The sequence below is a fragment of the Pedobacter cryoconitis genome (assembly GCF_014207135.1).
GTDB lineage: Bacteria > Bacteroidota > Bacteroidia > Sphingobacteriales > Sphingobacteriaceae > Pedobacter > Pedobacter cryoconitis_D.
This window is the reverse complement of the sequence record NZ_JACHCC010000007.1, coordinates 166,485-187,674: the sequence shown is the minus strand read 5'-3', so window position 1 is coordinate 187,674 and position 21,190 is coordinate 166,485. Positions and strand designations below refer to the sequence as shown.

Annotated in this window: 19 protein-coding genes; 3 read left to right on the top strand and 16 right to left on the bottom strand. The window is 39.9% G+C overall.

Annotated features, from left to right (window positions below; translation table 11 throughout):
- Positions 1-5: 5 nt before the first annotated feature.
- Positions 6-833 (bottom strand): glutaminyl-peptide cyclotransferase, encoded by an 828-nt coding sequence (locus HDF25_RS14310; protein WP_184625846.1) that lies wholly within the window; start codon positions 831-833, stop codon positions 6-8.
- A 254-nt stretch (positions 834-1,087) separates the two neighbouring features.
- Here HDF25_RS14310 and HDF25_RS14305 point away from each other — a divergent pair, with 254 nt between their 5' ends.
- Both HDF25_RS14305 and HDF25_RS14300 read left to right on the top strand, forming a co-directional pair.
- Positions 1,088-4,345 (top strand): SusC/RagA family TonB-linked outer membrane protein, encoded by a 3,258-nt coding sequence (locus HDF25_RS14305; protein WP_184625844.1) that lies wholly within the window; start codon positions 1,088-1,090, stop codon positions 4,343-4,345.
- Between the two features lie 11 nt (positions 4,346-4,356).
- The gene (locus tag HDF25_RS14300; RefSeq protein ID WP_184625842.1) at positions 4,357-5,829 is read left to right on the top strand and encodes a SusD/RagB family nutrient-binding outer membrane lipoprotein; all 1,473 of its coding nucleotides are present in this window, start codon (positions 4,357-4,359) and stop codon (positions 5,827-5,829) included.
- 73 nt (positions 5,830-5,902) lie between these two features.
- Here the strand turns inward: HDF25_RS14300 and HDF25_RS14295 are convergent, their stop codons facing one another.
- From HDF25_RS14295 to HDF25_RS14260, 8 genes are all read right to left on the bottom strand, one after another.
- A complete protein-coding gene (locus HDF25_RS14295; RefSeq protein ID WP_184625840.1) occupies positions 5,903-6,127 on the bottom strand; it encodes a hypothetical protein in 225 nt (74 codons plus the stop codon).
- Between the two features lie 73 nt (positions 6,128-6,200).
- Entirely contained in the window at positions 6,201-7,517 is a 1,317-nt protein-coding gene (gene nhaA, locus HDF25_RS14290; protein ID WP_184625838.1) for a Na+/H+ antiporter NhaA, read from the bottom strand.
- Between the two features lie 46 nt (positions 7,518-7,563).
- Complete coding sequence (locus HDF25_RS14285; RefSeq protein ID WP_184625836.1) at positions 7,564-8,286, bottom strand: class I SAM-dependent methyltransferase; 723 nt, start codon at positions 8,284-8,286, stop codon at positions 7,564-7,566.
- Between the two features lie 2 nt (positions 8,287-8,288).
- Positions 8,289-8,717, bottom strand: a complete 429-nt coding sequence (locus tag HDF25_RS14280) for a VOC family protein (protein ID WP_260409374.1) — start codon at positions 8,715-8,717, stop codon at positions 8,289-8,291.
- 218 nt (positions 8,718-8,935) lie between these two features.
- Positions 8,936-9,454: a hypothetical protein gene (locus HDF25_RS14275; RefSeq protein ID WP_184625832.1), complete on the bottom strand. Its 519-nt coding sequence runs from the start codon at positions 9,452-9,454 to the stop codon at positions 8,936-8,938.
- 117 nt (positions 9,455-9,571) lie between these two features.
- Entirely contained in the window at positions 9,572-11,260 is a 1,689-nt protein-coding gene (locus HDF25_RS14270; protein ID WP_184625830.1) for a sensor histidine kinase, read from the bottom strand.
- 65 nt (positions 11,261-11,325) lie between these two features.
- Positions 11,326-11,511: a hypothetical protein gene (locus HDF25_RS14265; protein ID WP_184625828.1), complete on the bottom strand. Its 186-nt coding sequence runs from the start codon at positions 11,509-11,511 to the stop codon at positions 11,326-11,328.
- Positions 11,512-11,685: 174 nt separating this feature from the next.
- Positions 11,686-11,871: a hypothetical protein gene (locus HDF25_RS14260; protein WP_184625826.1), complete on the bottom strand. Its 186-nt coding sequence runs from the start codon at positions 11,869-11,871 to the stop codon at positions 11,686-11,688.
- Between the two features lie 244 nt (positions 11,872-12,115).
- Between HDF25_RS14260 and HDF25_RS14255 the strand changes: the two genes are divergently transcribed.
- Entirely contained in the window at positions 12,116-12,772 is a 657-nt protein-coding gene (locus HDF25_RS14255; protein ID WP_184625824.1) for a metal-dependent transcriptional regulator, read from the top strand.
- Between the two features lie 12 nt (positions 12,773-12,784).
- Here HDF25_RS14255 and HDF25_RS14250 read toward each other — a convergent pair whose 3' ends face one another.
- The 7 genes from HDF25_RS14250 to serC form a co-directional block, all read right to left on the bottom strand.
- Positions 12,785-14,431, bottom strand: a complete 1,647-nt coding sequence (locus HDF25_RS14250; protein ID WP_184625822.1) for a M28 family metallopeptidase — start codon at positions 14,429-14,431, stop codon at positions 12,785-12,787.
- Positions 14,432-14,519: 88 nt separating this feature from the next.
- On the bottom strand, positions 14,520-15,362 hold the full coding sequence (locus HDF25_RS14245) for an amidohydrolase family protein (RefSeq protein WP_184625820.1): 843 nt from the start codon (positions 15,360-15,362) through the stop codon (positions 14,520-14,522).
- 2 nt (positions 15,363-15,364) lie between these two features.
- Positions 15,365-16,609: an L-fucose:H+ symporter permease gene (gene fucP / locus HDF25_RS14240; protein ID WP_184625818.1), complete on the bottom strand. Its 1,245-nt coding sequence runs from the start codon at positions 16,607-16,609 to the stop codon at positions 15,365-15,367.
- Positions 16,610-16,795: 186 nt separating this feature from the next.
- Complete coding sequence (locus HDF25_RS14235; protein WP_184625816.1) at positions 16,796-17,923, bottom strand: M20 family metallo-hydrolase; 1,128 nt, start codon at positions 17,921-17,923, stop codon at positions 16,796-16,798.
- A 12-nt stretch (positions 17,924-17,935) separates the two neighbouring features.
- On the bottom strand, positions 17,936-18,544 hold the full coding sequence (locus HDF25_RS14230) for a GNAT family N-acetyltransferase (RefSeq protein WP_184625814.1): 609 nt from the start codon (positions 18,542-18,544) through the stop codon (positions 17,936-17,938).
- A 169-nt stretch (positions 18,545-18,713) separates the two neighbouring features.
- Entirely contained in the window at positions 18,714-19,763 is a 1,050-nt protein-coding gene (locus HDF25_RS14225) for a DUF1015 family protein (RefSeq protein WP_411267923.1), read from the bottom strand.
- A 100-nt stretch (positions 19,764-19,863) separates the two neighbouring features.
- Positions 19,864-20,949, bottom strand: a complete 1,086-nt coding sequence (gene serC / locus HDF25_RS14220) for a 3-phosphoserine/phosphohydroxythreonine transaminase (RefSeq protein ID WP_184625810.1) — start codon at positions 20,947-20,949, stop codon at positions 19,864-19,866.
- Positions 20,950-21,190 lie beyond the last annotated feature (241 nt).

Here is a 21,190-nt window from a genome sequence, read left to right as displayed (position 1 = left end):
AAAGGTTAATCTAACTTCAGTTTGAAAATCAAGGGCCAGTTTTTACCTGTAACATATAATAATTGCTGCGATTTATCCCAGGCAATTCCGTTCAGGACACTATCACTTGATTTCGGTGTATAATCGGGTGCATAACTGGATAGCAGGCCGAAACAGTCAATAGTTCCAACAACCTGACCGGTGCCCGCGTCTACTTTCAGGATCTTGGTCGTCTGCCACTGGTTGACATAGATAAATCCATCAACGTATTCCAGTTCATTCAACTGATCAACTGTACCTAAATTGTCGGTCACCTGAATCTGACCAACTACAGCAAAAGATTTAGGGTCTATTTTGTAGATAATAGAACTTCCGACACTGACATAAAGGTTTTTCCCGTCATTGGTCATCCCCCATCCTTCGTATGGCCAATTAAATGTTCCGACAACCTTACTCAGGTCCTTCAGGTCATATACATTGGCTATATGATTCTGATAGGTCAGTTGAAAAAGCTGGTTATTTAATATCGTGATCCCCTCTCCATACATACTTTTATCCTTAAGGGGAAACTTCTGGAGGACTTTTCCTGAATTCATAGCTGCAATGGAGATAAATGAGTTTTCAAGTGTACCTGTACCCTCATATAACTTCCCCCCGTTTAGCTCAAAACCTTCGGTATAGGCAGCAGTATCATGGGGTAATGTACCCACAACTTTATAGGTCAGATTTTTTGGCGGAAGGACTTTTGCAGAGTCTGTTGAAACAACATTGTTACTGGTTACTTCTTTTTTGTTCTGGCAGGCACTGAATACAACTGCTGCTGCGAAGATTAATACTTTATATTTTTTATACATGAATTCTGTGAATGTCTTTTAAAATAAGCTGAGGCCAATATATCAATATTCTTTTAAGCTAAAATCATCAGAAAGAAATAAAAACTGAATGCAGAAAAAAGACACCTGTTAATATTATTAAGGCATTATTTCCTTTATATCCAAACTATTACATAAGGTAAATTATTTAAAATAAATTTTATCCTTTGTTTTGTTTTATTAACTTCACTTATTATTAAAATACAAATCAATCTATTAACCTAAACTAATTTTTTATGAAAAAACTTATACTGAGTTTATTCTTACTCGTGTATATTGCAGCGTCTGCAATGGCACAAGACAGAACAATAACTGGTACAGTAACAGGAAAGGACGATGGGATACCTATCCCAGGCGTCAGTGTAAGAATCAAAGGTGGCCAGGGGGGTGGGCAGACAGACGCCCGTGGTAAATACTCGATTAAAGTAAATTCAACGGCAAGAACACTGGATTTCTCATCTATAGGCTACCTCAGCCAATCCGTAAATATTACAGGTTCAAACGTAATTAATGTCAGCTTATCTTCAGATTCAAAAACGCTGGGAGAAGTTGTAGTTACTGCCCTGGGTATCAGTCGGAATAAGAAATCACTGGGTTACGCTACGCAACAAGTTTCCGGAGCAGATTTAACTAAGACGAACGAACCAAACGTGATTAATTCACTGTCAGGTAAAGTAGCAGGTGTGCAAGTAACGGGCTCAGGTGGTGCTGTAGGATCAAGTGCACGTATTGTATTACGAGGTAACAATTCCTTCGGTAACAATCAGCCTTTATTTGTAATTGACGGTGTTCCTCTGGACAACACGGTTCCAGATTTAACCAGTGCAAAAACAGGAACAACAGACTACGGTACAGGTATTCAGGATATAGATCCGAATAACATTCAGTCTGTCAATGTTTTGAAAGGTGCAAATGCTGCCGCTCTTTACGGATCACGTGCTGCAAATGGTGTAATTATGATTACCACCAAAAGTGGTGCAGGTACAAAAGGTCTGGGTATCACCTATTCAGCAGGTTTCTCTTTTGAACAAGTATACTTGTTACCCAGATATCAGAATAAATATGGTCAGGGTACCGGAGGAAGTGAATACGAATGGAAAGCAGCAGGCAGCCCGGGTACTTATAACCAGTTTGCCAGAGAAAATGGTTATAACTACGTAGACGGTGCTGGTGCTGGTGTAAATGACGGGGATGATGAAAGCTGGGGTCCAAGACTGGATGCTGGTTTATTAATTCCACAATACAATAGCCCTATCGGTGCGGATGGCCTTCCAACACCTACACCATGGATTTCTCATCCAAATAACACTAAAAGCTTTTTCCAGACAGGATACACTTTAGACAATAACATCGCCCTGACAACTTCAGGTGACAAAGGAAGTACAAGGTTCTCGTATACAAACCAAAAACAGGTAGGTACGATTCCTAATACTGATCAGATGAAAAATACCTTTCAGTTAAACACAACACAGAACATCACCAGCAAATTCAAGGTAGATGCGATGTTAAACTATGTACGTATAGATAATAAAAATCTTGCCGGACAGGGTTATAATGAGTTTAACCCAATGCAAAGTATTGGTAGCTGGTTTGGCCGTCAGGTAGACATGGCTGATCTGAAAGCGCATCAGAATGAGCTTTTGCCAAATGGTAATCCTTATAACTGGATCAGTACCTTCCATGACAATCCATATTCAATTGTAAATTCTATTTACAACCAGTCCCGTCAGAAAGACCGTCTGTTTGGTTATATTTCTGCAAGTTATAAATTTGATAACTGGTTGAACGCGATGATCAGAGTTGGAGATGATATCTCTTACGAAAACAGAAAAGAAACTGTATCCAACAAAGAAATTGCTATCTGGGCTACAAAAGGCGGTGGTAACTTCACACAGTATGAATATTACAGAAATGAGTTAAACGTCGATTTCCTTTTAACAGGATCAGGTCAGATTGCAAAAGACGTAAGTTTAAGCTATACTGCCGGTGCCAATCACCGTGACAGCAGACTTAAATATACTATGATTAAAGCTGCGGATTTAGTTGTTCCCGGGATATATAACATTTCAAACGTAAATGGTAATCCTGCGGCTGATAACTCTTTCAATAAACTTCAGTCAAATAGTTTATTCGGACAGGCTTCATTTGGCTATAAAAACTGGTTATATGCGGATTTTACAGCACGTAATGACTGGAGTAGTACCTTACCTAGCCAAAACAGATCATATTTTTATCCGTCAGTGAGTTTAAGCTGGGTCTTCACCGAAGCATTGAAGATTGATAAATCTATCTTGAATTATGGTAAGTTAAGAACAAGCTGGGCACAGGTAGGTAATGCAACATCTGCTTACCAGACAATTGGTATCTATAATGCATCTGCAAATGCATTTAACGGTGTAACACAATATTCAATTTCAAGCCAGTTACCTCCATTAAACCTGAAACCTGAAAAGATTGTCAGTAAAGAGATTGGTTTAGAATTAGGCGCATTTGATAACAGACTACGTTTGGATGCAACTTACTATAATAAAGTAACGACCAACCAGATTATGGGAATTGCCTTATCTAGTTTTACTGGTGCAAGTACTTTACTAATCAACGCGGGTGAAATTCAGAATAAAGGTGTAGAGATTCAGTTAGGTGGAACTATTATCAAACAGGAAAATGGTTTCCAGTGGGATATAGACATCAACTGGGCAAAAAACAAAAACAGAGTTAACAAACTTTACACAGATCCTGTTACAGGACAAACATTATCAAGTTACCCGATCTCAACCGCATGGGGTATGAATATCAATGCTGTTCCAGGTCAGGAATTTGGTGTAATCAAAGGTTCTGCTTATCATAGAAATGATAAAGGTGAGATCGTTGTGAACAGCAAAGGTCTGTTAACTTATGATAGTCAGCAAACTCTTGGAAACATTACTCCTGACTGGGTTGGTGGTATAACCAATACATTCAAATACCGCGCTTTCTCACTGAGCTTCCTGGTTGATTTCAGAAAAGGCGGAGATTTCTTCAGTACCACAAAGATGTTTGGTGCTACAACCGGAGTATTGGATTTTACTGCTCAGGGTAATTTCAGAGAAAATGGTGTTGTGATTGGCAGAGATGTATTACAAGGATACAAAGTAGTTAAAGCGGACGGAACACCAAACGATAAGGTGATTTCTGCACAAAGCTTTTTCACTAATGTAAGTTATGCTGGTGGTGGTACTGAATACGACATTGTAGATGGTAGTTACATCAAATTAAGAACTATTAATTTATCTTATGCCCTTCCAAAAAGCATCACGAATAAAATCAGCTGGTTAAAAGGAGCTAGTATTGGTGTATTTGCAAATAATGTTGCTTTGTTACATACTGATAAAAGTAATACAGCACATATCGACCCGGAAACTGGTTTCGGTGCTGACAATACCGGTTTGGGTATCGAACAATATCAGATTCCTTCAAGCCGCAGTATAGGATTGAAATTGAATTTATCACTATAGAATAAACGAAAATGAAGAATATTTATAAATACAGTCTTTTTTTCATTGCTTTTGGGACATTGACTTCGTCATGTACCAAAAACTTTGATGCCACCAATACGAATCCGAACAGGCCGACAGTTGCGCCACTAACCAACGTGCTGGCATTCAGTATTCAGGATCACGCTTCCAATACCTATGATGTATGGGGTGACATGAATGAACCTTCTACCTATTCTGGTCAGTTGGCAAAAATTCAATACCTGGATGAAGCGCGCTATAATTTCAGACCTAATGTGGTGGAAAATTTATGGACATACTATTCCAGAGATCTTAAAAATTTACAGCTGGTTATAGATGGTTCCAAAAAAGATGGTAAAACCAATATGCAGGCAGTAGCCACTACCTTCCAGACTTTAATCTGGCTTTCTGCAACAGACAGATGGAGAGATATCCCATTCAGTGGTGCCCTTCAGGGTGACGCAGGTGTAATTTCTCCTAAATATGATACTCAGGAGTTGATTTATCCTGAGCTGTTAAACAGACTGAAAGCTGCTGCTGCTTTATTCAATCAGCACGGAAAAGATGATCTTGGAAACGGAGACGTTTTATTCAAGGGAGATGTTTCTAAATGGTTACGTTTTGCTAACTCTCTTCGTTTGAGAATAGCTATCAGGATTTCTAAAATCTCACCAGCATTAGCAAAAGCTAACGTGGAAGAGATTACTGGTAATCCGACACTATATCCATTGATTACTTCAAATGACAACAATGCTTATCTGACATGGCCAGGTGTCCTTCCTTATCTTGAGCCATGGGCTTTTGATCAGTTTAACCCAAGCGGAAACCGTGATGACCATGGAGTTAGTGATGTCATGATTACTACACTACAAGGCTTAAATGACCCTCGTTTAAGTATCTATGCTAAACCAGCAACGCTTGACGGTGTGTATCGTGGTGCACCAATCGGTCCTACTGACGCTGCTTTAATTAAACCGATCAGCCGTTATTCAAGAATCGGCGCAAGGTTCAGAGATAATGTAAAAGGATTTACACCATTTTTCTCTGCTGCAGAGGTTAATTTCAACCTGGCTGAAGCAGCGTTACTAGGCTGGAATGCGGGTATAACTGCATCTACTGCCTACACTAACGGTGTAACTTTATCCTTAACTGACAATGGAGTTGCAGCGGCTGATATCGCTACTTACCTTGCAGGAAGCGGTGCTTTTGACGGCAACCTTAAAACAGTCTATTTACAAAAATGGATTGCTTTATTCAAAAATGGTAATGAAGCATGGGCTGAGAACCGTCGTACTGACGTTCCTTTGTTACCTGCTGCTTCAGGATCAACAGTTACAGGCCATAACAGACCTCCGTTCCGTTATCCATACCCAACATCAGAAACTAACTTAAACTCTGGTAACAGCGGTCCTTTTGTAGCTTCTGTGAAAGATAATTTCTGGGGAAAACAAATGTGGTGGGATACACGTACTGGTGTAAACTAAGACAAATAGTTCAAACGTAAAAAAGCCCTTCTCTGAATTCAGAGAAGGGCTTTTTCTATTTAAAATACGCAGGTTATTCTTCTTCCTTTTTAGGTGCGTAACCTTTGTCAATATTTAAGGTGAACGCCGACTCTGAAGCTTTGTCTGCCTGTTTCAGGTTTTCAATTTCAGTGGCCAGCGTATCTGCTTCAGAAGGTGGAACAGCATCTATTCCATCAGATTGTACATCCTGCTGACTTAACTGGTCATCTTCTTCCTCTTCGTTGTTAAACGGGGTATTATTCTCTGTGATAATCATAAGCTGCTAATTTATCTGTAGAACAAATGAACAGCCTGCTTGTTTTAGCCCGGACAAGAAATCTCCCGGCTGATCAGGCTTTTCTAAAATACTTCAATAAGGTAATTCCCAATACTCCTGCAACCAGCGAAGCAATCAGGATCCCATATTTTGCCTGTTCAATAAACTCCGGTTTTTCAAAAGCCAGGTTACTGATAAATAAAGACATGGTAAAACCTACACCTGCCAGCAAAGCAACCCCTGTAATATGTTTCCAGTTCGCCTGATCCGGCAATTGTGCCAGACCAGTCTTCACCATCAGCCAGGTAAACAACAGCACCCCTACAAACTTACCTATGATCAGGCCCGAAATAACGCCTATACTCACCGGATTGACCAGCGCTGAGAAGAAGTTCGCTCCAATCAGGATACCCGCATTAGCGAGCGCAAAAAGTGGCATAATCACAAAAGCAACCCAGGGATGCAGCGCATATTCAATTTTCTGTAAAGGAGTCTCTGCAGCAAGCGTCAGAGTCCTTATTTTTTCTATAGTTTTATGTTGTGCCGGAGTCGTTAATAAACCACAGTTTGGTACCTCCTGCTCAAAATCTAAAGCTAATTTTCCGAGATTGGCCGAAAAGGCTTCTTCATTGATCTTGGTTACCGCAGGAATCGTAAAGGCAACCAGCACACCGGCAATAGTTGCATGGACACCAGACAACAAAAATCCAATCCAGACCGCTATACCAATCAGCAGATAAAAAGCCGAGCTTCTGACTCCCAGTTTATTGCCAGCTATTAAAATCAGCAGAAAAACACCGGCTATCCCCAGTGGTACAAAGTCAAGGTTACCAGTATAAAAAAATGCAATAACTAGCACAGCACCCAGATCATCGGCAACAGCCAGCGCTGATAAAAACACCTTAAGCGAAGCAGGAATGTGTTTACCTGCCATTGAAAGCAAAGCCAGGGCAAAGGCTATATCGGTAGCCATAGGGATTCCCCAGCCATGCTCGGAGTCTAGCCCTTTATTAATACAAAAAAAGATAACCGCTGGAACCAGCATTCCGCCCAGGGCTGCCATCATTGGCAGAGAGGCTTTCTTCAGAGTAGATAATTCACCCTCCATAAACTCCCTTTTCAACTCCAGCCCTATGACAAAAAAGAACAAAGCCATTAAACCATCGTTGATCCAGATATGTAAAGGTTTATTCAATACATATCTATCAAACCCGATAGAAAATTTGATATCCCATAAATGGTGATACGATTCCTGAAAAGACGAATTGGCCCATATAATAGCTGTAAGCACACTTAAAAAAAGTACGATACCACCAGTATATTCGAGGTGAATAAACCTGCTTACCGGAGCAATTATTTTCTCAATGGGTGATTTTGGTATAAGTTCCATAAGTGTCTGTTAAACCCAAAAATAAGGTTTATAATCAAGAAAAAGGTCACTTTACCCCACCAAATGCGGCAAAACACGAGTTTTTATGCAGAATCTCCAGGTTCTTAAATCCTATTTTCTGAAGCAGTCCCAACTGGTAATTAACCGACCTGGGGGTATCTTCATAGGCGATATAATCAAATACTTTTTCACGATATTCTGGTCCTCCGAGCGTCTCCAGGTAAGCCCCGTATTTATCCTGAAAAAGTTTGGCAACTGCCGGTGAATCATGTGTGATCAGATCCGATATCCAGATACTCCCTCCCGGTTTCAGCGCCGCATACATTTTACCAAAAACATGTTCCCAGTCCGCATCCTCCCTAAGATGATGAAAGACTGCAGAAGCCAGAATAATATCAAAATGATTATCCGGTAATTCCAAAGACCGCATATCAGCCTGGATAATGGAAACATTTCCATTGGTCTGGGCGCTTACCCTCTCCCTTGCCTTTTCGAGCATAGGCAGACTCAGGTCGTTCAGGGTACAATTCAGGTTACTGATTTTACTCAGCATCTTCAGTGTATAATTACCGGCCCCGCAACCTATATCCAGCAGTTCCTTTGCCTGTGGACTGATATACTTTGCAGCTTCGGTACAAAGCTCCATGGTCAGCGGTGCGTCTATAGTGGTCAGTTGTCCAGTATCCAGATTAGAAAATCTTTCTACATCACGGTCAAATCTTGTTTTGATCTCTTCGGTGGTTGCCCATTTGGAATAATCTGTACTCATTTTTATTTATTTAATCTTTTTTCATCATTTACTTCAAGCCAGTGCCCGTCAGGATCCTGAAAATAAATTTGTCTTACACCGTCAACCCTGACTGTGGGAGCTCTGGCCGTTCCCTCCCAGTTGACATAGTCAATTTTTTCTGCATCCAGTCTTTTGAGGAAATCAGCAATAGAAGGGACACTAAAACACAGATGTTCATTTTTATCATGCACCATTGTTTGTTTCGCGCCTTTAATCAGGTGCATCTGCCCGGCCCCTCCCAGTGAAAACCAGATATGCCGGCCATCTTTAAATGGTTCTTCGATCTGACGGAGATGAAGTAATTTTTCATAGAATGATGCACTTTTATCCAGATCTGTTACATAAACAGCAATATGGTTCAGGACAGCACTTTCTTTACCGGAATTTGTTTGAGCTGATGATCTTGTCATCACACAGCCAAGGAAGCTTAGCGTTATTAAAAAAACAGGATATCTCATAGGAAATAATTAGCATAAGAAAAGGCCGGGCATTGTTCAGTCTACCCGGCCTTTATCATCAATTCGTATGAATTGGTGGTGTCATAAGGACAATACAAATATAAAATATCTCTATAATTAAACAACAAAAAATATTGTTAATCAACTATATTTCAATCAAATAAAGAAGACTATCCTTCTTTTTTGACATAAGTTTTGTTACCGTTTTTGTTGATATAATATTTTCCACCACGAGGGCCGGTAAGGATTTGTTCTCCATTTGGTCCTGATAAACTTTTATCAACAGTTGGTTTGTAATCTTTGACAACTGTTGCTGCTGCTGCTTTAGGTGTTTTTACAGCCTTTGTAGTTGTAGTTTTAACTTCTTTAACAGCAGGGGCTGCTGCTGCTGCCGGAGCTGCAGTGGCAGTTGTAGTAGTAGTTTTAACAGTCTTAACTGCTTTGGTAGCTTTTGTTTTAGCAGCTGCCGGAGCTGTTGCAGCGGTTTTAGCTGCAGTACTGTAACGTTTATCTGGTGTACCGTCTTTCTTTAATTTAACAGCTGGTGTAGTCTGTTTTGTGGTGGTATAGCGTTTGTCTGGAGTACCATCTTTTTTAACTTTAACAGGTGTCGCAGGGACAGCAGTCTGTGCCATTGTTAAGCTTACCCATAAACTTAATACAGCCACTAACGAAAGTAGTTTTTTCATAAGATTCTTATTTAATAAATTGATTTACATACAATGTAAGAAATTGAATGTTGATTTTGCAAAAAAATGTTAAGAAGTTAATTTATTTGAGATCAAAAAACAGGTGGCAATTCAAAGCTAAATTGAATCAAGCCAGGCAGCTGCTGATACTTTATCATTAAAAAACCGGATAGTAATATGATCACTAAGATCTACGCTTTTCTCGGCAGCAAGCTGACTAAAGATACTGGGCGAATAAATCCAGGCAACATGTGTAATCCCTGCTGCTGCTAGAGCCGGTAAACACTCGGCAGAAACCCAGTCTGAGGCTTCTGACCAGTTTCCCCTCACTTCCGAATTGTCATTTAGTATTTTTGTGCAGGGGTTCTTTTTGACCAGATCAAGCATAATCAGACAGCCATCCTGCACACTTTTAAAATTCTGATACCCCGTCCAGTTTACATCCATCCTGTCCTCTTCAGCTGAGATCTGTATTTTGATGGTTTCATCCTCATAATAGCTAAATTCATCAGTTAAGACCTGTGCGTGCTTATGCTGATTAGTCAGTGGCAGTATAAAATAAAAGGTCGCCCCTTCACCTAACTCACTTTCAATCCAGAAACTTCCATGATGTCTCTTAATGATCTCGGAGGAGATAAATAAGCCAAGGCCCAGTCCTTCAAATTTCATAATCGTATTATCCACGCGGTAATAACGGTTGAAAATTTTAGTCAGGTTTTCTTTTTTAATCCCTATTCCAAAATCCTGTACAGAAACAATGATATTTCCATTGAGGACTTCCGAATTAATGATAATTTCTTTTCGCTCCGGAGAATACTTAATCGCATTGGACAAGAAATTAAAAATAACCTGCTCCAGTCTGAACTTATCACCCATAAATAGTACAGGATCAGATTTCTGCAAGACAAGCTGATAATCCGGTGCTATATGCTGCATGTTCAGAATAGCCTCATTCAGCATTTCATGGAAAGCAAATTCCGAATAGTCATAACTTAATTTACCTGCATTAATTTTTGATACATCCAGCAGATCATTGATTAGTGTTTCCAGTTTCAGGATGTTATTATTCGCCCTACCCAAAAAACGAAAGACCAGGTGATCAGGAGAAATATTTCGTTCAATTAACTGAAAAAGTGCTTTAATACTCGTCAGAGGGGTTTTCAGTTCGTGACTGGCAATACTTAAAAATTCATCTTTACGATCTGACAATTCCTGAATTGCAATTGTAGAGTTTTCCTGCTGAGTAATGTCAATAATACTGCCGATATAGCCCATGAACCCGGTTCCGATATAATAGGCATTTGCCTGGGCGAGTACCCACCGAAGCTCTCCCGTTTTATCTTTCAGCTGAAATTTTAATTCATAAGGCTGATGGTCTTTGATCATCTTCCACCATTCCTGTCTTCTTCGCTGATTTTCAGGTATGGCCATTGATTTGACGAAACCAAAACCCAGACTTTCTTCATAACTTAAACCAGTAAATTCTATCCATTTTTTATTGACGTAAATGCATTTTCCATCAGCATCAGAGCGCCATACCATAAATGGAATCTGATCAGCTATCAATTTAAACCCATTTTCGTTGACTTCTGTACTGATCCGACTATCAGCAACCGGAACCACCAACTTCTTTTCTTCGAAAAAAAACAGTACCAGCAAGGCCATAAAAACAAGAAAAAAACAAAGAGGTAAAACGATTAATGGCTGAAGAAGATTAAATATACCTGAAAGAATAAGGAGTAACAGAATCAGGAAAAAAACAAATAAATTCCTTTTTGCAGTTGGATGGGTAGTCAATAGCTTCATCAGGTAGTATATCAAATGATATAATAGATACACTCAAGATAGAAAAAAATAATTAATTGAAGAAATTATAAAGAGGGGGCATCATTTGCGGCGTCCCAGATCTGATCATGCATATTAAATTCTGCAGTCCTTAATTGTCTTCTTCTTTTAACGATATCGTTCACATTAACAAACCCATCAAATGGAATATGGGCATTATCATCCTGGTTTGGTGATAACTCGTCAGTTTTTTGAGCGTGTTCAGATTGCATGGATACTAATTATTTGGTTGAAGATATTTATATATAAATATAGAATAATTATTAATCAAATACTTATCAATGAACAAAATAACTATTTTTTTCATACTCAAAAGATATGGCTCCGGGAACCATACCGGAGCCAGTATCAACTTAAACTGGGCTATTGAAAATTCTTAAGGCTCTTTATAAGCGTATTCTTTCTTTACGTTGATGGTGCTCTTTTAATAGCTTAACTGCAGTTTTAAGTTTCGCAATATCTTTCATGACGATAGTTGCCTTTTTTATATCTTTTCTCATCAGGTCTTCTTTTTTTAGCAGTAAAGACATGCTTTTAATTTCATTCTCGAGTACGGTAATTGCTACTTCCATAATTTAATAAACAGGATCCAGAGTTAAATATATTCAGTCTGATAAAAAAAATAAACTAAATAAAACATTTTAAGGTATTTAACGAAATATGTTTAAAAATCGCATATCATCCAACTGGTTTAAGTTAATATTTCTCAAATCATACAATTCTAAAATTCGAATAAGCAAATATACAAAATTAGTCTAACCTAATACATGAGAGTAGAAAAATATTTCTTTACTTTTGTGCAGAAGCAGCAATAACATGAAGAAAACCTATTCTGAGGAAAACTATCTTAAGGCGATTTATCACATCAGTAAAAATGAGAATAAGGTCAGTCTTAAAGCCATTGCAGATTCACTGGAGAACAATCCAGCCTCAGTAATCGATATGTTAAGGAAACTTAAAGAAAAGCAGCTGATCACCTATGACAAAACACAGGGAGCTATTCTGACCGCCTCAGGAGAAACTGTTGCATTGGATATTATCCGCAAACATAGATTATGGGAAGTTTTTTTGGTTGAGAAACTTCATTATGACTGGGCTGAGGTACATCCTATTGCAGAACAGCTGGAACATATCCATGATGATCAACTGGCTAAAAGACTGGATGACTTTCTGGGTAATCCTGCATTTGACCCGCATGGAGATCCGATCCCGGCAAATGGTAAGATGCCTGTTTATGCGAACAAACGTTTGAGTGAGTTAGAAATCAGCCAATCTGGTAAAGTAGGTAGCGTCAGAGATACTTCCACTCCCTTTTTGAAATACCTGAAACAGCTGAATCTTGGTCTGGGATCCAAAATAGAGGTACTGGATAAACTCGACTTTGATCAGTCAATGATTATTGCAATAGACGGAAGTGAACCCAGGACAGTATCCAGTAAAATGACAGATAATATCCTGTTAATCACAGAATAGCCTTACCTGATTCTATTTTTCCCTTACTGCTTTAAATTCTGAGCCGCTTTTCCATTTTGGAAAAGTAGTTTGCTGGCTCAGACGATACCCCAGATCAAATAGCAGCCTGGTATCCTCGACCATTCCAGTATAATCAGTAATTGCTTCCGCATTGTCCCCTGGGGCATGATACCGCGATTTTGTATAATCTGCAACTTGTTTCAGGCCCCATTCCCTCCCGTGCAGTACGTTATCTACGCCTGATCCGGTAAATAAGGATGGTATTCCTACTTTAGCAAAATTAAAATGGTCCGAGCGATAGTACAATCCAGATGAAGGTACAGGGTCTTTCACAATAACTCTTCCTTGTTTTCTGGCAGAAACTTCAGCATAGTCTTCGAGCTCTGACTGGCCATACCCATAGATTACGATATCTTTTGTTTTTCCGGCAATCCCCATCATATCCATATTAATATCGGCAACTGTCTGGCTAACCGGATATACGGGATGTCTGGCATAGTATTCTGAACCGATCAGCCCTTGCTCTTCCCCAGTAAAGGAAACAAACACAATAGACCTTTCCGGCCGGTGCACAGCTTTTTGAAAAGCTGAAGCCAGCTCCAGTAATGCGGCCACACCAGTTGCATTATCTACCGCTCCGTTATAAATAGAATCGCCGTTTACCTTTTCACCAACCCCCAAATGATCCCAATGGGCAGAATAAATAATATTTTCCTTTGGTCTCTTAGTCCCGGGCAGGATAGCCACCACATTATTTGATACTGATCTTTTAATTGTATTGGTAATATTTAAAGAAGTCTGCAATTTGAGGTCTACAGCTTTAAACCCTGGTTTACTGGCATTAGCTAAAATAGTCTCTGACTGTCCACTCAGCTTAAGCAGCTGTTTGGCTATATCCAAACTAATCCATCCTTCAACGGCAGCCCTCGACCTGTTATTATCCTTTTCTTCAGCCTGCAGCTTGGACTTTGACCAGCCACTGCGTACTACAGACCAGGGATAGGCAGCAGGTGCAGTATCATGAATAATCAGGATACCAGCTGCTCCCTGACGTGCTGCTTCTTCAAATTTATAAGTCCAGCGACCGTAATAGGTCATATTTTTTCCTCTGAAAAGTGTTGAATCTGCAAAACCGGGATCATTGATCATAACCACTACCGTTTTCCCTCTGACATCCAGACCAGCGTAATCATTCCATTTGAATTCGGGGGCCACGATTCCGTAACCTGCAAATACCAGCGAAGAATTAGTCAGACTGACCTTCGGTTCTACCCTTTTTGTCCCAGCCACAAAACCGGTCAGATAATCAGCAGTGACCTGACCTCCCTGTCCTTTAAATATCATCCTGCGATCCGGAACAGACTTAATTTCTATCATGGGCACTTCCTGGAAATAACTGTTTCCATTACCTGGTTTAAGACCAAGCTGGCGGAACTGTGCTTCCAGATAATTGATAGACTTTGTCTCCCCCACTGTAAAAGGTTTTCGTCCCTGGAACTCATCTGAGGCCAGGAAGCCGATATGTCTGGAGAAACCCCGGGCATTGATTTCTTTAATAGCTGCAGAATCAGGGGAAATTCCTGTTTCAGATTCCCGGCCCGGTTTAAAAGCAGTAAAACAATAACAAGCAACGGCTAAACAAAGGATCGTTTTCTTCATAAGGCATTATTCTTCTCTGCTCAGTGTTTCTGAACAGACTCTAAAATTATTATAAAAAAAACAATATTGGTTAGCTATTCCCGTAGAATTAACGGGTTGTATCCAGTCTGTAAAAATCCTTTGCATTGTCAGCAAAAAAAAGTTGCTGTTCACTGGCAGAGAAAGAGGCAAAATAAGATCGTACAATCTGCATAATTGCGTTATAGTTTCCCGCTGCAAGACATACCGGCCAGTCCGATCCATACATAATTCTTTTCATGCCAAAAGCGTTCACGACGACATCGAGATAAGGCAGAAAATCACCTTGTTTCCATGTCTTCAAATCTGCTTCTGTGACCATACCAGATATTTTACAGGACACATTTTCATGTACCGCGACCAATTCTATTGCTTTTCTCCAGTGATGGATTTCTCCACTTTTAATGTCTGGTTTAGCCATATGATCGAGAACAAAACGCTGATCCGGGAAACGGGATACAAATTCAGGAATATACTGCAGCTGATCCTCATGGATCAGTATATCATAAGTAAAACCAAACTGTTCCAATCTGGCTATCCCATTCAGGAAAGAATCTTTCAGACACAGATCTCTTTGTGTTTCTCCCTGCAGGATATGTCTGAAACCTTTTAATTTTTTAAACGGACTGTAACTACTTAACTGTTCTTCAATATCCGGAGCCTGAAGATCTACCCATCCCACCACTCCTTTGATGAAATCATTCGTATCTGATAATTCCAGCAGAAAACGGGTTTCTTCAGCCGACTGATCTGCCTGTACTGCAATACAACCTTCAATTTCATTTTCCTGAAGAATCCCAGAGAGGTGTTCAGGCAAAAAATCACGCCGGATAACAGCCATTTCATCACTGATCCAGTTATGTCTGAGTTTATCGTATTTCCAGAAATGCTGGTGTGCATCTATGCTAATCATATTTAATGAGCGGTACTTAGTTTAATATTCTTAGCCCGCAGATTTGTCAATGCAAAATAGAAAACTACAGCGAAACAAACGGCAGGTACTATATAAGCAGTATGAATATTAGTCTGATCAGAGACCATCCCCATGATAACTGGAAAAACAGCTCCGCCTACGATAGCCATGATCACCAATGAGGAACCCAGTTTCATTCTTGATCCCAGCTTTTGCATACTTAAGGAGAAAATAGTCGGGAACATAATCGACATAAAAAATTCTACACCCAATAAAGCGTAAACTGCAGGCATCCCTTTCAAAGTCACCGCAGCGATGATCAGTACAATATTAATCAAACTATAAAAAGCAAGTAATTTGGAGGGTGCAATAAATTTCATCAGGAAAGAGCCTATAAAACGTCCTACCATAAAGCCCAATAAGGCTCCTGAAAGATATAATGCCGCTGATTTCTCAGCAATACCTGCTACCTGAGCCGAAAAACGGATAAAAAAACTACTTACACAAACTTGCGCCCCTACATAGAAGAACTGAGCGATTACACCCCTGATCAGATTCTTTTCTTTCAGTATGGAGCCTGTTTTCTCTTCCTCTCCCTCTTGTTCCTGAATTTCGGGTAAAGGAGTCCTCCATATAAAAACAGCTACCAGCAGAACTACGGCGCCTATAATCAAAAATGGGATTTTAACCGAGGAAGCTTCATGATTAAGAAAGGTATTCAACTGTTCAGGGCTCATTGCGGCTTCTGCATTCGCATCCAGTTTCTGACCAGAAAGAATGAACATACCACCTAAAAGCGGGGCTAATGTGGCTGCGAGTCCATTAAATGATTGTGCAAAATTAAGTCTTTGTGTGGCTCCTTCGGCATCGCCTAATACAGTTATATAGGGGTTTGCAGCAGTTTCCAGAAATGCAAGGCCACTGGCGATAATAAATAATGCGGTTAAGAAAAAGGTATAGGACCGGGTTATTGCAGCCGGATAAAACAGAAACGCCCCTGTAGCAAATAATAGTAATCCGAATACAATACCGCCTTTATACCCGAACCTTTTCATGAATTTACCAGCAGGAATAGCCAGCAGGAAATAAGCAATATAAGATGCAGAATCAATAAATGCTGATTGTTTATCTGATAGCTGACATGCTTTTTTGAGATGTGGAATAAGGATAGGATTTAAATTCAGTGCGAAACCCCACAGAAAAAACAAGGAGATAATCAGTATTACAGCAAAATGGTTCTTTTTCATCAGTTTATATTGGTTATCCTAAAGAAAGGGTGTTTTCCTTAAAAAAAGCAATCCAAGGTTATCCAGTTATTAAGCTATTTTAACCTCTTGCAAAAACAATTGCCCTTATTGACGGAAGATAAACAAAAAAAAGAGGCTGATCATTTTAGAATGAACAGCCTCCGCACACAACCAACAACAAAATGATTATTTTTCAGGTTCTGGATTATTCATCAGATAAGGGAATAAAGATTCCAGTAGCTGAACATAAATATCCATTCCTTCTTTAATTTCTTCGAGGTAAATAAATTCATCGGCAGTATGGGAACGGGCAGATTCACCAGGTCCCATCTTAACAGAAGGCATATCCAGCCAGCCCTGATCAGAGCTTGTAGGGGAAATATAGGCAGATCTCCCAATTGACAACCCTGTTTTGACTATCGGATGCAGCTGATTGATACAGGACGGTTTTAAGACACCCGGTCTGACCGTAAATTCACAAAAAGTATGGTTCTGAATAATGTGTAAAAGTTCCTTTTCAGTATAAGCATCTGTAAGCCTTACATCAACTGTGAAATTACATTCTGCAGGAACGATATTGTGCTGTATTCCGGCATTAACTTCTGTAACAGTCATTTTTACCGGTCCCATTACTCTTGATTCAATAGGAAATACATAAGAGGAAAACCATTGAATATCTTTTAACGCCCGGTATATAGCATTATCCCCTTCTTCTCTTGCTGCATGTCCGGAGCGGCCAAAAGCCTTACAGTCCAGCACCATGGATCCTTTCTCGGCAATAGCCATCTGCATATTGGTAGGCTCGCCCACAATAGCAAAAGAGATCGGGAGTAAGTCGTCTAAAATAGATTTAAGTCCTTTTTCTCCTGAAGTTTCTTCTTCAGCAGTTGCTGCCAGACAAATATTAAAAGGCAGATCTCTCCGCTTAAAAAAGTGAAGAAAAGTTGCAATCAGGGAGACCAGTGCCCCCCCGGCATCATTACTGCCCAAACCAAACAGTTTATCATTTTGAACAATTGCTTCAAAAGGGTTTTTAGTATAGACAGCCGAAGGTCTTACGGTATCATGATGTGAATTCAACAAAATTGTTGGTTTCTTGTGATCGAAATGCAGATTATAACACCATATATTATTGTGTTTTCTTAAGGTAAATACATAATGATCCTGAAGAAATGATTCAATCAGGTTTGCCGTCATTTCTTCCTGCCCGCTAAATGAAGGTTTTGAAATTAATTGCTTTAATAATTCAATGGATTCCTGTTGGTGTGGAAGTAAAGAATCCTGATCAGTCTGATGTTCAAAATCTAGTTTCATACGATAAAAAAATTAATTGGCTTCTGCCAGATACATAGAAAAATACTTTAACGTTTCGGCAGGAATAGTATCTTCCTGATGTTTTTCCGGATCGAATAACATAGCCGTGCATAAACAGTTACATCTTTTTTTACCATCGAGGATATTATAGTTTACACAACTTTTACAACCTTCCCAGAATAAGTCATCATGGGTAATATCAGAAAAGGTAACAGGCTCAAAACCCAGGCTTGTATTCATTTTCATAATTGCAGCACCTGAAGTGATGCTGATAATTTTTGCCTCAGGATACGTCCTGCGGGCCATCTTAAAGACTCTCTCTTTAATAGCCCTGGCTACACCCGAATTCCTGAATGCCGGAGAGACGATCAGGCCCGAATTAGATACGAACTTATTATTTTCGTAGGTTTGAAAGTAGGCAAACCCTACCCATTGTCCGCTACCGGTAACCGCTACTACGGCCCTACCCTCACGCATTTTTTGCGCCACTGATTCAACAGAACGTTTGGCAATTCCCGATCCCCGGACTATTGCCGAAGCTTCAGTTTCTCTTACTATTTCATCGGCATATCTGATATCATTCACTGTGGCAACACGCACAAATATCATTTGATTTTCCATTTGTTTTTTTCGTTTTTAAAAAAACTTAAACCCAAATGATATGCCCACCAGCACAATTACAGAAAAATTCGTTTTAAAGGGATATAGGGCATGATTATTATTTTTTATCGGATTTCCCGCTTAGTACAACCCTACCGAAATGGAAAGGTCGATTTCCATTTTAGCTGAATCAGAGCTTTCTTAATAACAGGCCAAAAGGGATTTTCGGCTCTACCCAGGTAGATTTTGGCGGAAGGATAATTCCTTTTCTGGCAATATCCATTAACTGGTCAACCCGCATTGCTGCCAATGTAAATGCAATAGCAGTCGGGTGTTCTGCTAAGATGAATTCCAGTTCATGAATAGCTTCTGAACCCCCAACCGGGATCAGCTGCTGATCTGTCTCAGGATGCACAATTTTAAACAAAGGCCCCAGTACAATTTCCTGCAACAGACAGGCATCCGGTAAGTCGGCCTTATCAGCCAGCTTATAAACCATTCTATACCATTTTCCTTCTATGTACAACCCGAATTCCCTGGCTTCTACAGGAACGACTACTTCATTCCGCTGTGATCTGGTGACTGAAAAAGTTTTCTTCAGGATACGAAAGAGCTGACCGATATAGATTTCTTCTGCGGGGATTACCACCCGGTGAAATTCTTTGATTTTCAGCTGATCACAGGAGAGATAAAAAGAAGAGATATAATTGGCATTCCCAGTTCTGGGTTCCATATTTCTATATTGAACAGCCGCTGCCAGACGGTGATGGCCATCGGCAAGATAAACGTGCTGTAATTCAGAAAAATACAAGCTTAACTGCCGGATCGTTTTCAGATCGTAAACAGTCCATAACCGGTGAAAAACTTTATTCGCATAATATACAGAATCCGCCTCGGCCCTCTTGACCTGCGTCAGAAGCTGACTGATCTCCCTGGCAGGCTGATAAGTCAGGAGCAAAGGCCCTCCTTCTAATCCAACTTCATCCCGGTAATTAATTAGTCCGGAGGCCAGGCAGTCGAGTATGGATTCATGTATTTTAATATGTCCCTGGTCAAAATCTGCCAGGTCAGTTATAGCCCAGACACCTGTCTGAATATCCTTTCCCTGAGTAATTTCATAAATAAAAATACAGGGCCGTTCCTCCTGATAAAAATCACCCGTATGGAGCATCTTTTTCAGATTGGCCAGAATATGCGCATTGGTCAGTCCGTGTTTTTCATGAAATCCATTGTCGAGCATATGGGCAATGGAGCCATTGCTCCTCCCATTACAGGAGGAGGGCTTTGCGGTTAACATTTTGTCTAAATAAACTTCCTGAGGCCTTAAGGCCACGAAAGGTTTAATTGTTGCCATGTTGTTTCTCGTAATCTTGCATACAGGCCACCAGTGCTTTGACAGAGTCGATTTGCAGTGCATTATACAATGAGGCCCTAAAACCACCAACTGTACGATAACCTTTAATTCCTACCATACCGCGGTCTGTTGCAAAAGACAGGAAATCTTCTTCTTTTGTCTGGTCATGCATTTTAAAACAAATATTTACCCTGGAGCGGTGTTCTTTGACGGCCATTCCATAAAACAAAGGGTTTCTATCTATTTCTGCATATAACAGAGCCGCTTTGGCTATATTTTCCTTTTCAATCTGTGCTACGCCCCCACGGGCCTTCAGCCATTGCATATTTAGCATTGCCACAAAAATGGAATATACCGGAGGCGTATTAAACATACTTTGATTATCCCTGTAGATCCGGTAATCGGACATAGAAGGCACAGGATGTTTAACAGTATCAAGCAATTCGTTTTTGACTAATACTAAAGTCATTCCTGCCGGTCCCATATTTTTCTGTGCACCTGCATAAACTAAATCGAACTGACCGATAGGCATAACCCTGCTGAAAATATCTGATGACATATCACAGATCAGGGGAATACCGAGCTCGGGGAAACTGAACATTTCTGTTCCCTCAATCGTATTATTTGATGTACAGTGAAAATAAGCCATATCTTTTGTCACTGACCCTATTTCCGGGATCATGGCGTATCCTTCTCCGGCAGAAGATCCAACGACTTCTACCTCACCAAAATATTTTGCTTCCTTAATAGATTTCTCTCCGAATAAGCCGGCATCCGTATAGGCTGCTTTCTGATGTTTCTGTAAAAAATTCTGTGGGATCATTGAAAATTGTGTACTGGCTCCTCCCTGAAGGAATAACACAGCGTAATCTTCGGGCACTTCCAGTAATTCTCTGACCAGTGCTTCTGTTTTCACTACTACTTCTTCAAATTTTGGAGAGCGGTGCGAAACCTCCAAAATGGATAAACCGCTGTTATCCCAATTCTTTACTGCTTCTGCAGCTTGTTCAAGTACACTGGCAGGCAAAATACATGGTCCTGCGCCGAAATTATGTTTAGTCTGGATCGTCATCTTTAATCTATTTGGTTTAGCACAAATTAAGCACCTGTACTTTAATTTTATCAAATAAATTTAAACAGGTGCTAAAAACAAGTTCTAAAGATGCGATAAAGATTGCTGGATCTTATTCTCAGCACCCTATTAAAGAAAAATAAACTGAATTAGAGTTTATCCTCAGAATAAAGAACTGAAAAACAAGAAGATCAGACCTCTTTAACAAAATAATGTTTTATATTTCAGCATCGGGATACTA

Bases quoted from the DNA above. Each gene is read 5' to 3' on its own strand.
- HDF25_RS14310 (WP_184625846.1), bottom strand. From the start codon at position 833: ATGTATAAAAAATATAAAGTATTAATCTTCGCAGCAGCAGTTGTATTC.
- HDF25_RS14305 (WP_184625844.1), top strand. From the start codon at position 1,088: ATGAAAAAACTTATACTGAGTTTATTCTTACTCGTGTATATTGCAGCG.
- HDF25_RS14300 (WP_184625842.1), top strand. From the start codon at position 4,357: ATGAAGAATATTTATAAATACAGTCTTTTTTTCATTGCTTTTGGGACA.
- HDF25_RS14295 (WP_184625840.1), bottom strand. From the start codon at position 6,127: ATGATTATCACAGAGAATAATACCCCGTTTAACAACGAAGAGGAAGAA.
- nhaA (WP_184625838.1), bottom strand. From the start codon at position 7,517: ATGGAACTTATACCAAAATCACCCATTGAGAAAATAATTGCTCCGGTA.
- HDF25_RS14285 (WP_184625836.1), bottom strand. From the start codon at position 8,286: ATGAGTACAGATTATTCCAAATGGGCAACCACCGAAGAGATCAAAACA.
- HDF25_RS14280 (WP_260409374.1), bottom strand. From the start codon at position 8,717: ATGACAAGATCATCAGCTCAAACAAATTCCGGTAAAGAAAGTGCTGTC.
- HDF25_RS14275 (WP_184625832.1), bottom strand. From the start codon at position 9,454: ATGAAAAAACTACTTTCGTTAGTGGCTGTATTAAGTTTATGGGTAAGC.
- HDF25_RS14270 (WP_184625830.1), bottom strand. From the start codon at position 11,260: ATGAAGCTATTGACTACCCATCCAACTGCAAAAAGGAATTTATTTGTT.
- HDF25_RS14265 (WP_184625828.1), bottom strand. From the start codon at position 11,511: ATGCAATCTGAACACGCTCAAAAAACTGACGAGTTATCACCAAACCAG.
- HDF25_RS14260 (WP_184625826.1), bottom strand. From the start codon at position 11,871: ATGGAAGTAGCAATTACCGTACTCGAGAATGAAATTAAAAGCATGTCT.
- HDF25_RS14255 (WP_184625824.1), top strand. From the start codon at position 12,116: ATGAAGAAAACCTATTCTGAGGAAAACTATCTTAAGGCGATTTATCAC.
- HDF25_RS14250 (WP_184625822.1), bottom strand. From the start codon at position 14,431: ATGAAGAAAACGATCCTTTGTTTAGCCGTTGCTTGTTATTGTTTTACT.
- HDF25_RS14245 (WP_184625820.1), bottom strand. From the start codon at position 15,362: ATGATTAGCATAGATGCACACCAGCATTTCTGGAAATACGATAAACTC.
- fucP (WP_184625818.1), bottom strand. From the start codon at position 16,609: ATGAAAAAGAACCATTTTGCTGTAATACTGATTATCTCCTTGTTTTTT.
- HDF25_RS14235 (WP_184625816.1), bottom strand. From the start codon at position 17,923: ATGAAACTAGATTTTGAACATCAGACTGATCAGGATTCTTTACTTCCA.
- HDF25_RS14230 (WP_184625814.1), bottom strand. From the start codon at position 18,544: ATGGAAAATCAAATGATATTTGTGCGTGTTGCCACAGTGAATGATATC.
- HDF25_RS14225 (WP_411267923.1), bottom strand. From the start codon at position 19,763: ATGCTCGACAATGGATTTCATGAAAAACACGGACTGACCAATGCGCAT.
- serC (WP_184625810.1), bottom strand. From the start codon at position 20,949: ATGACGATCCAGACTAAACATAATTTCGGCGCAGGACCATGTATTTTG.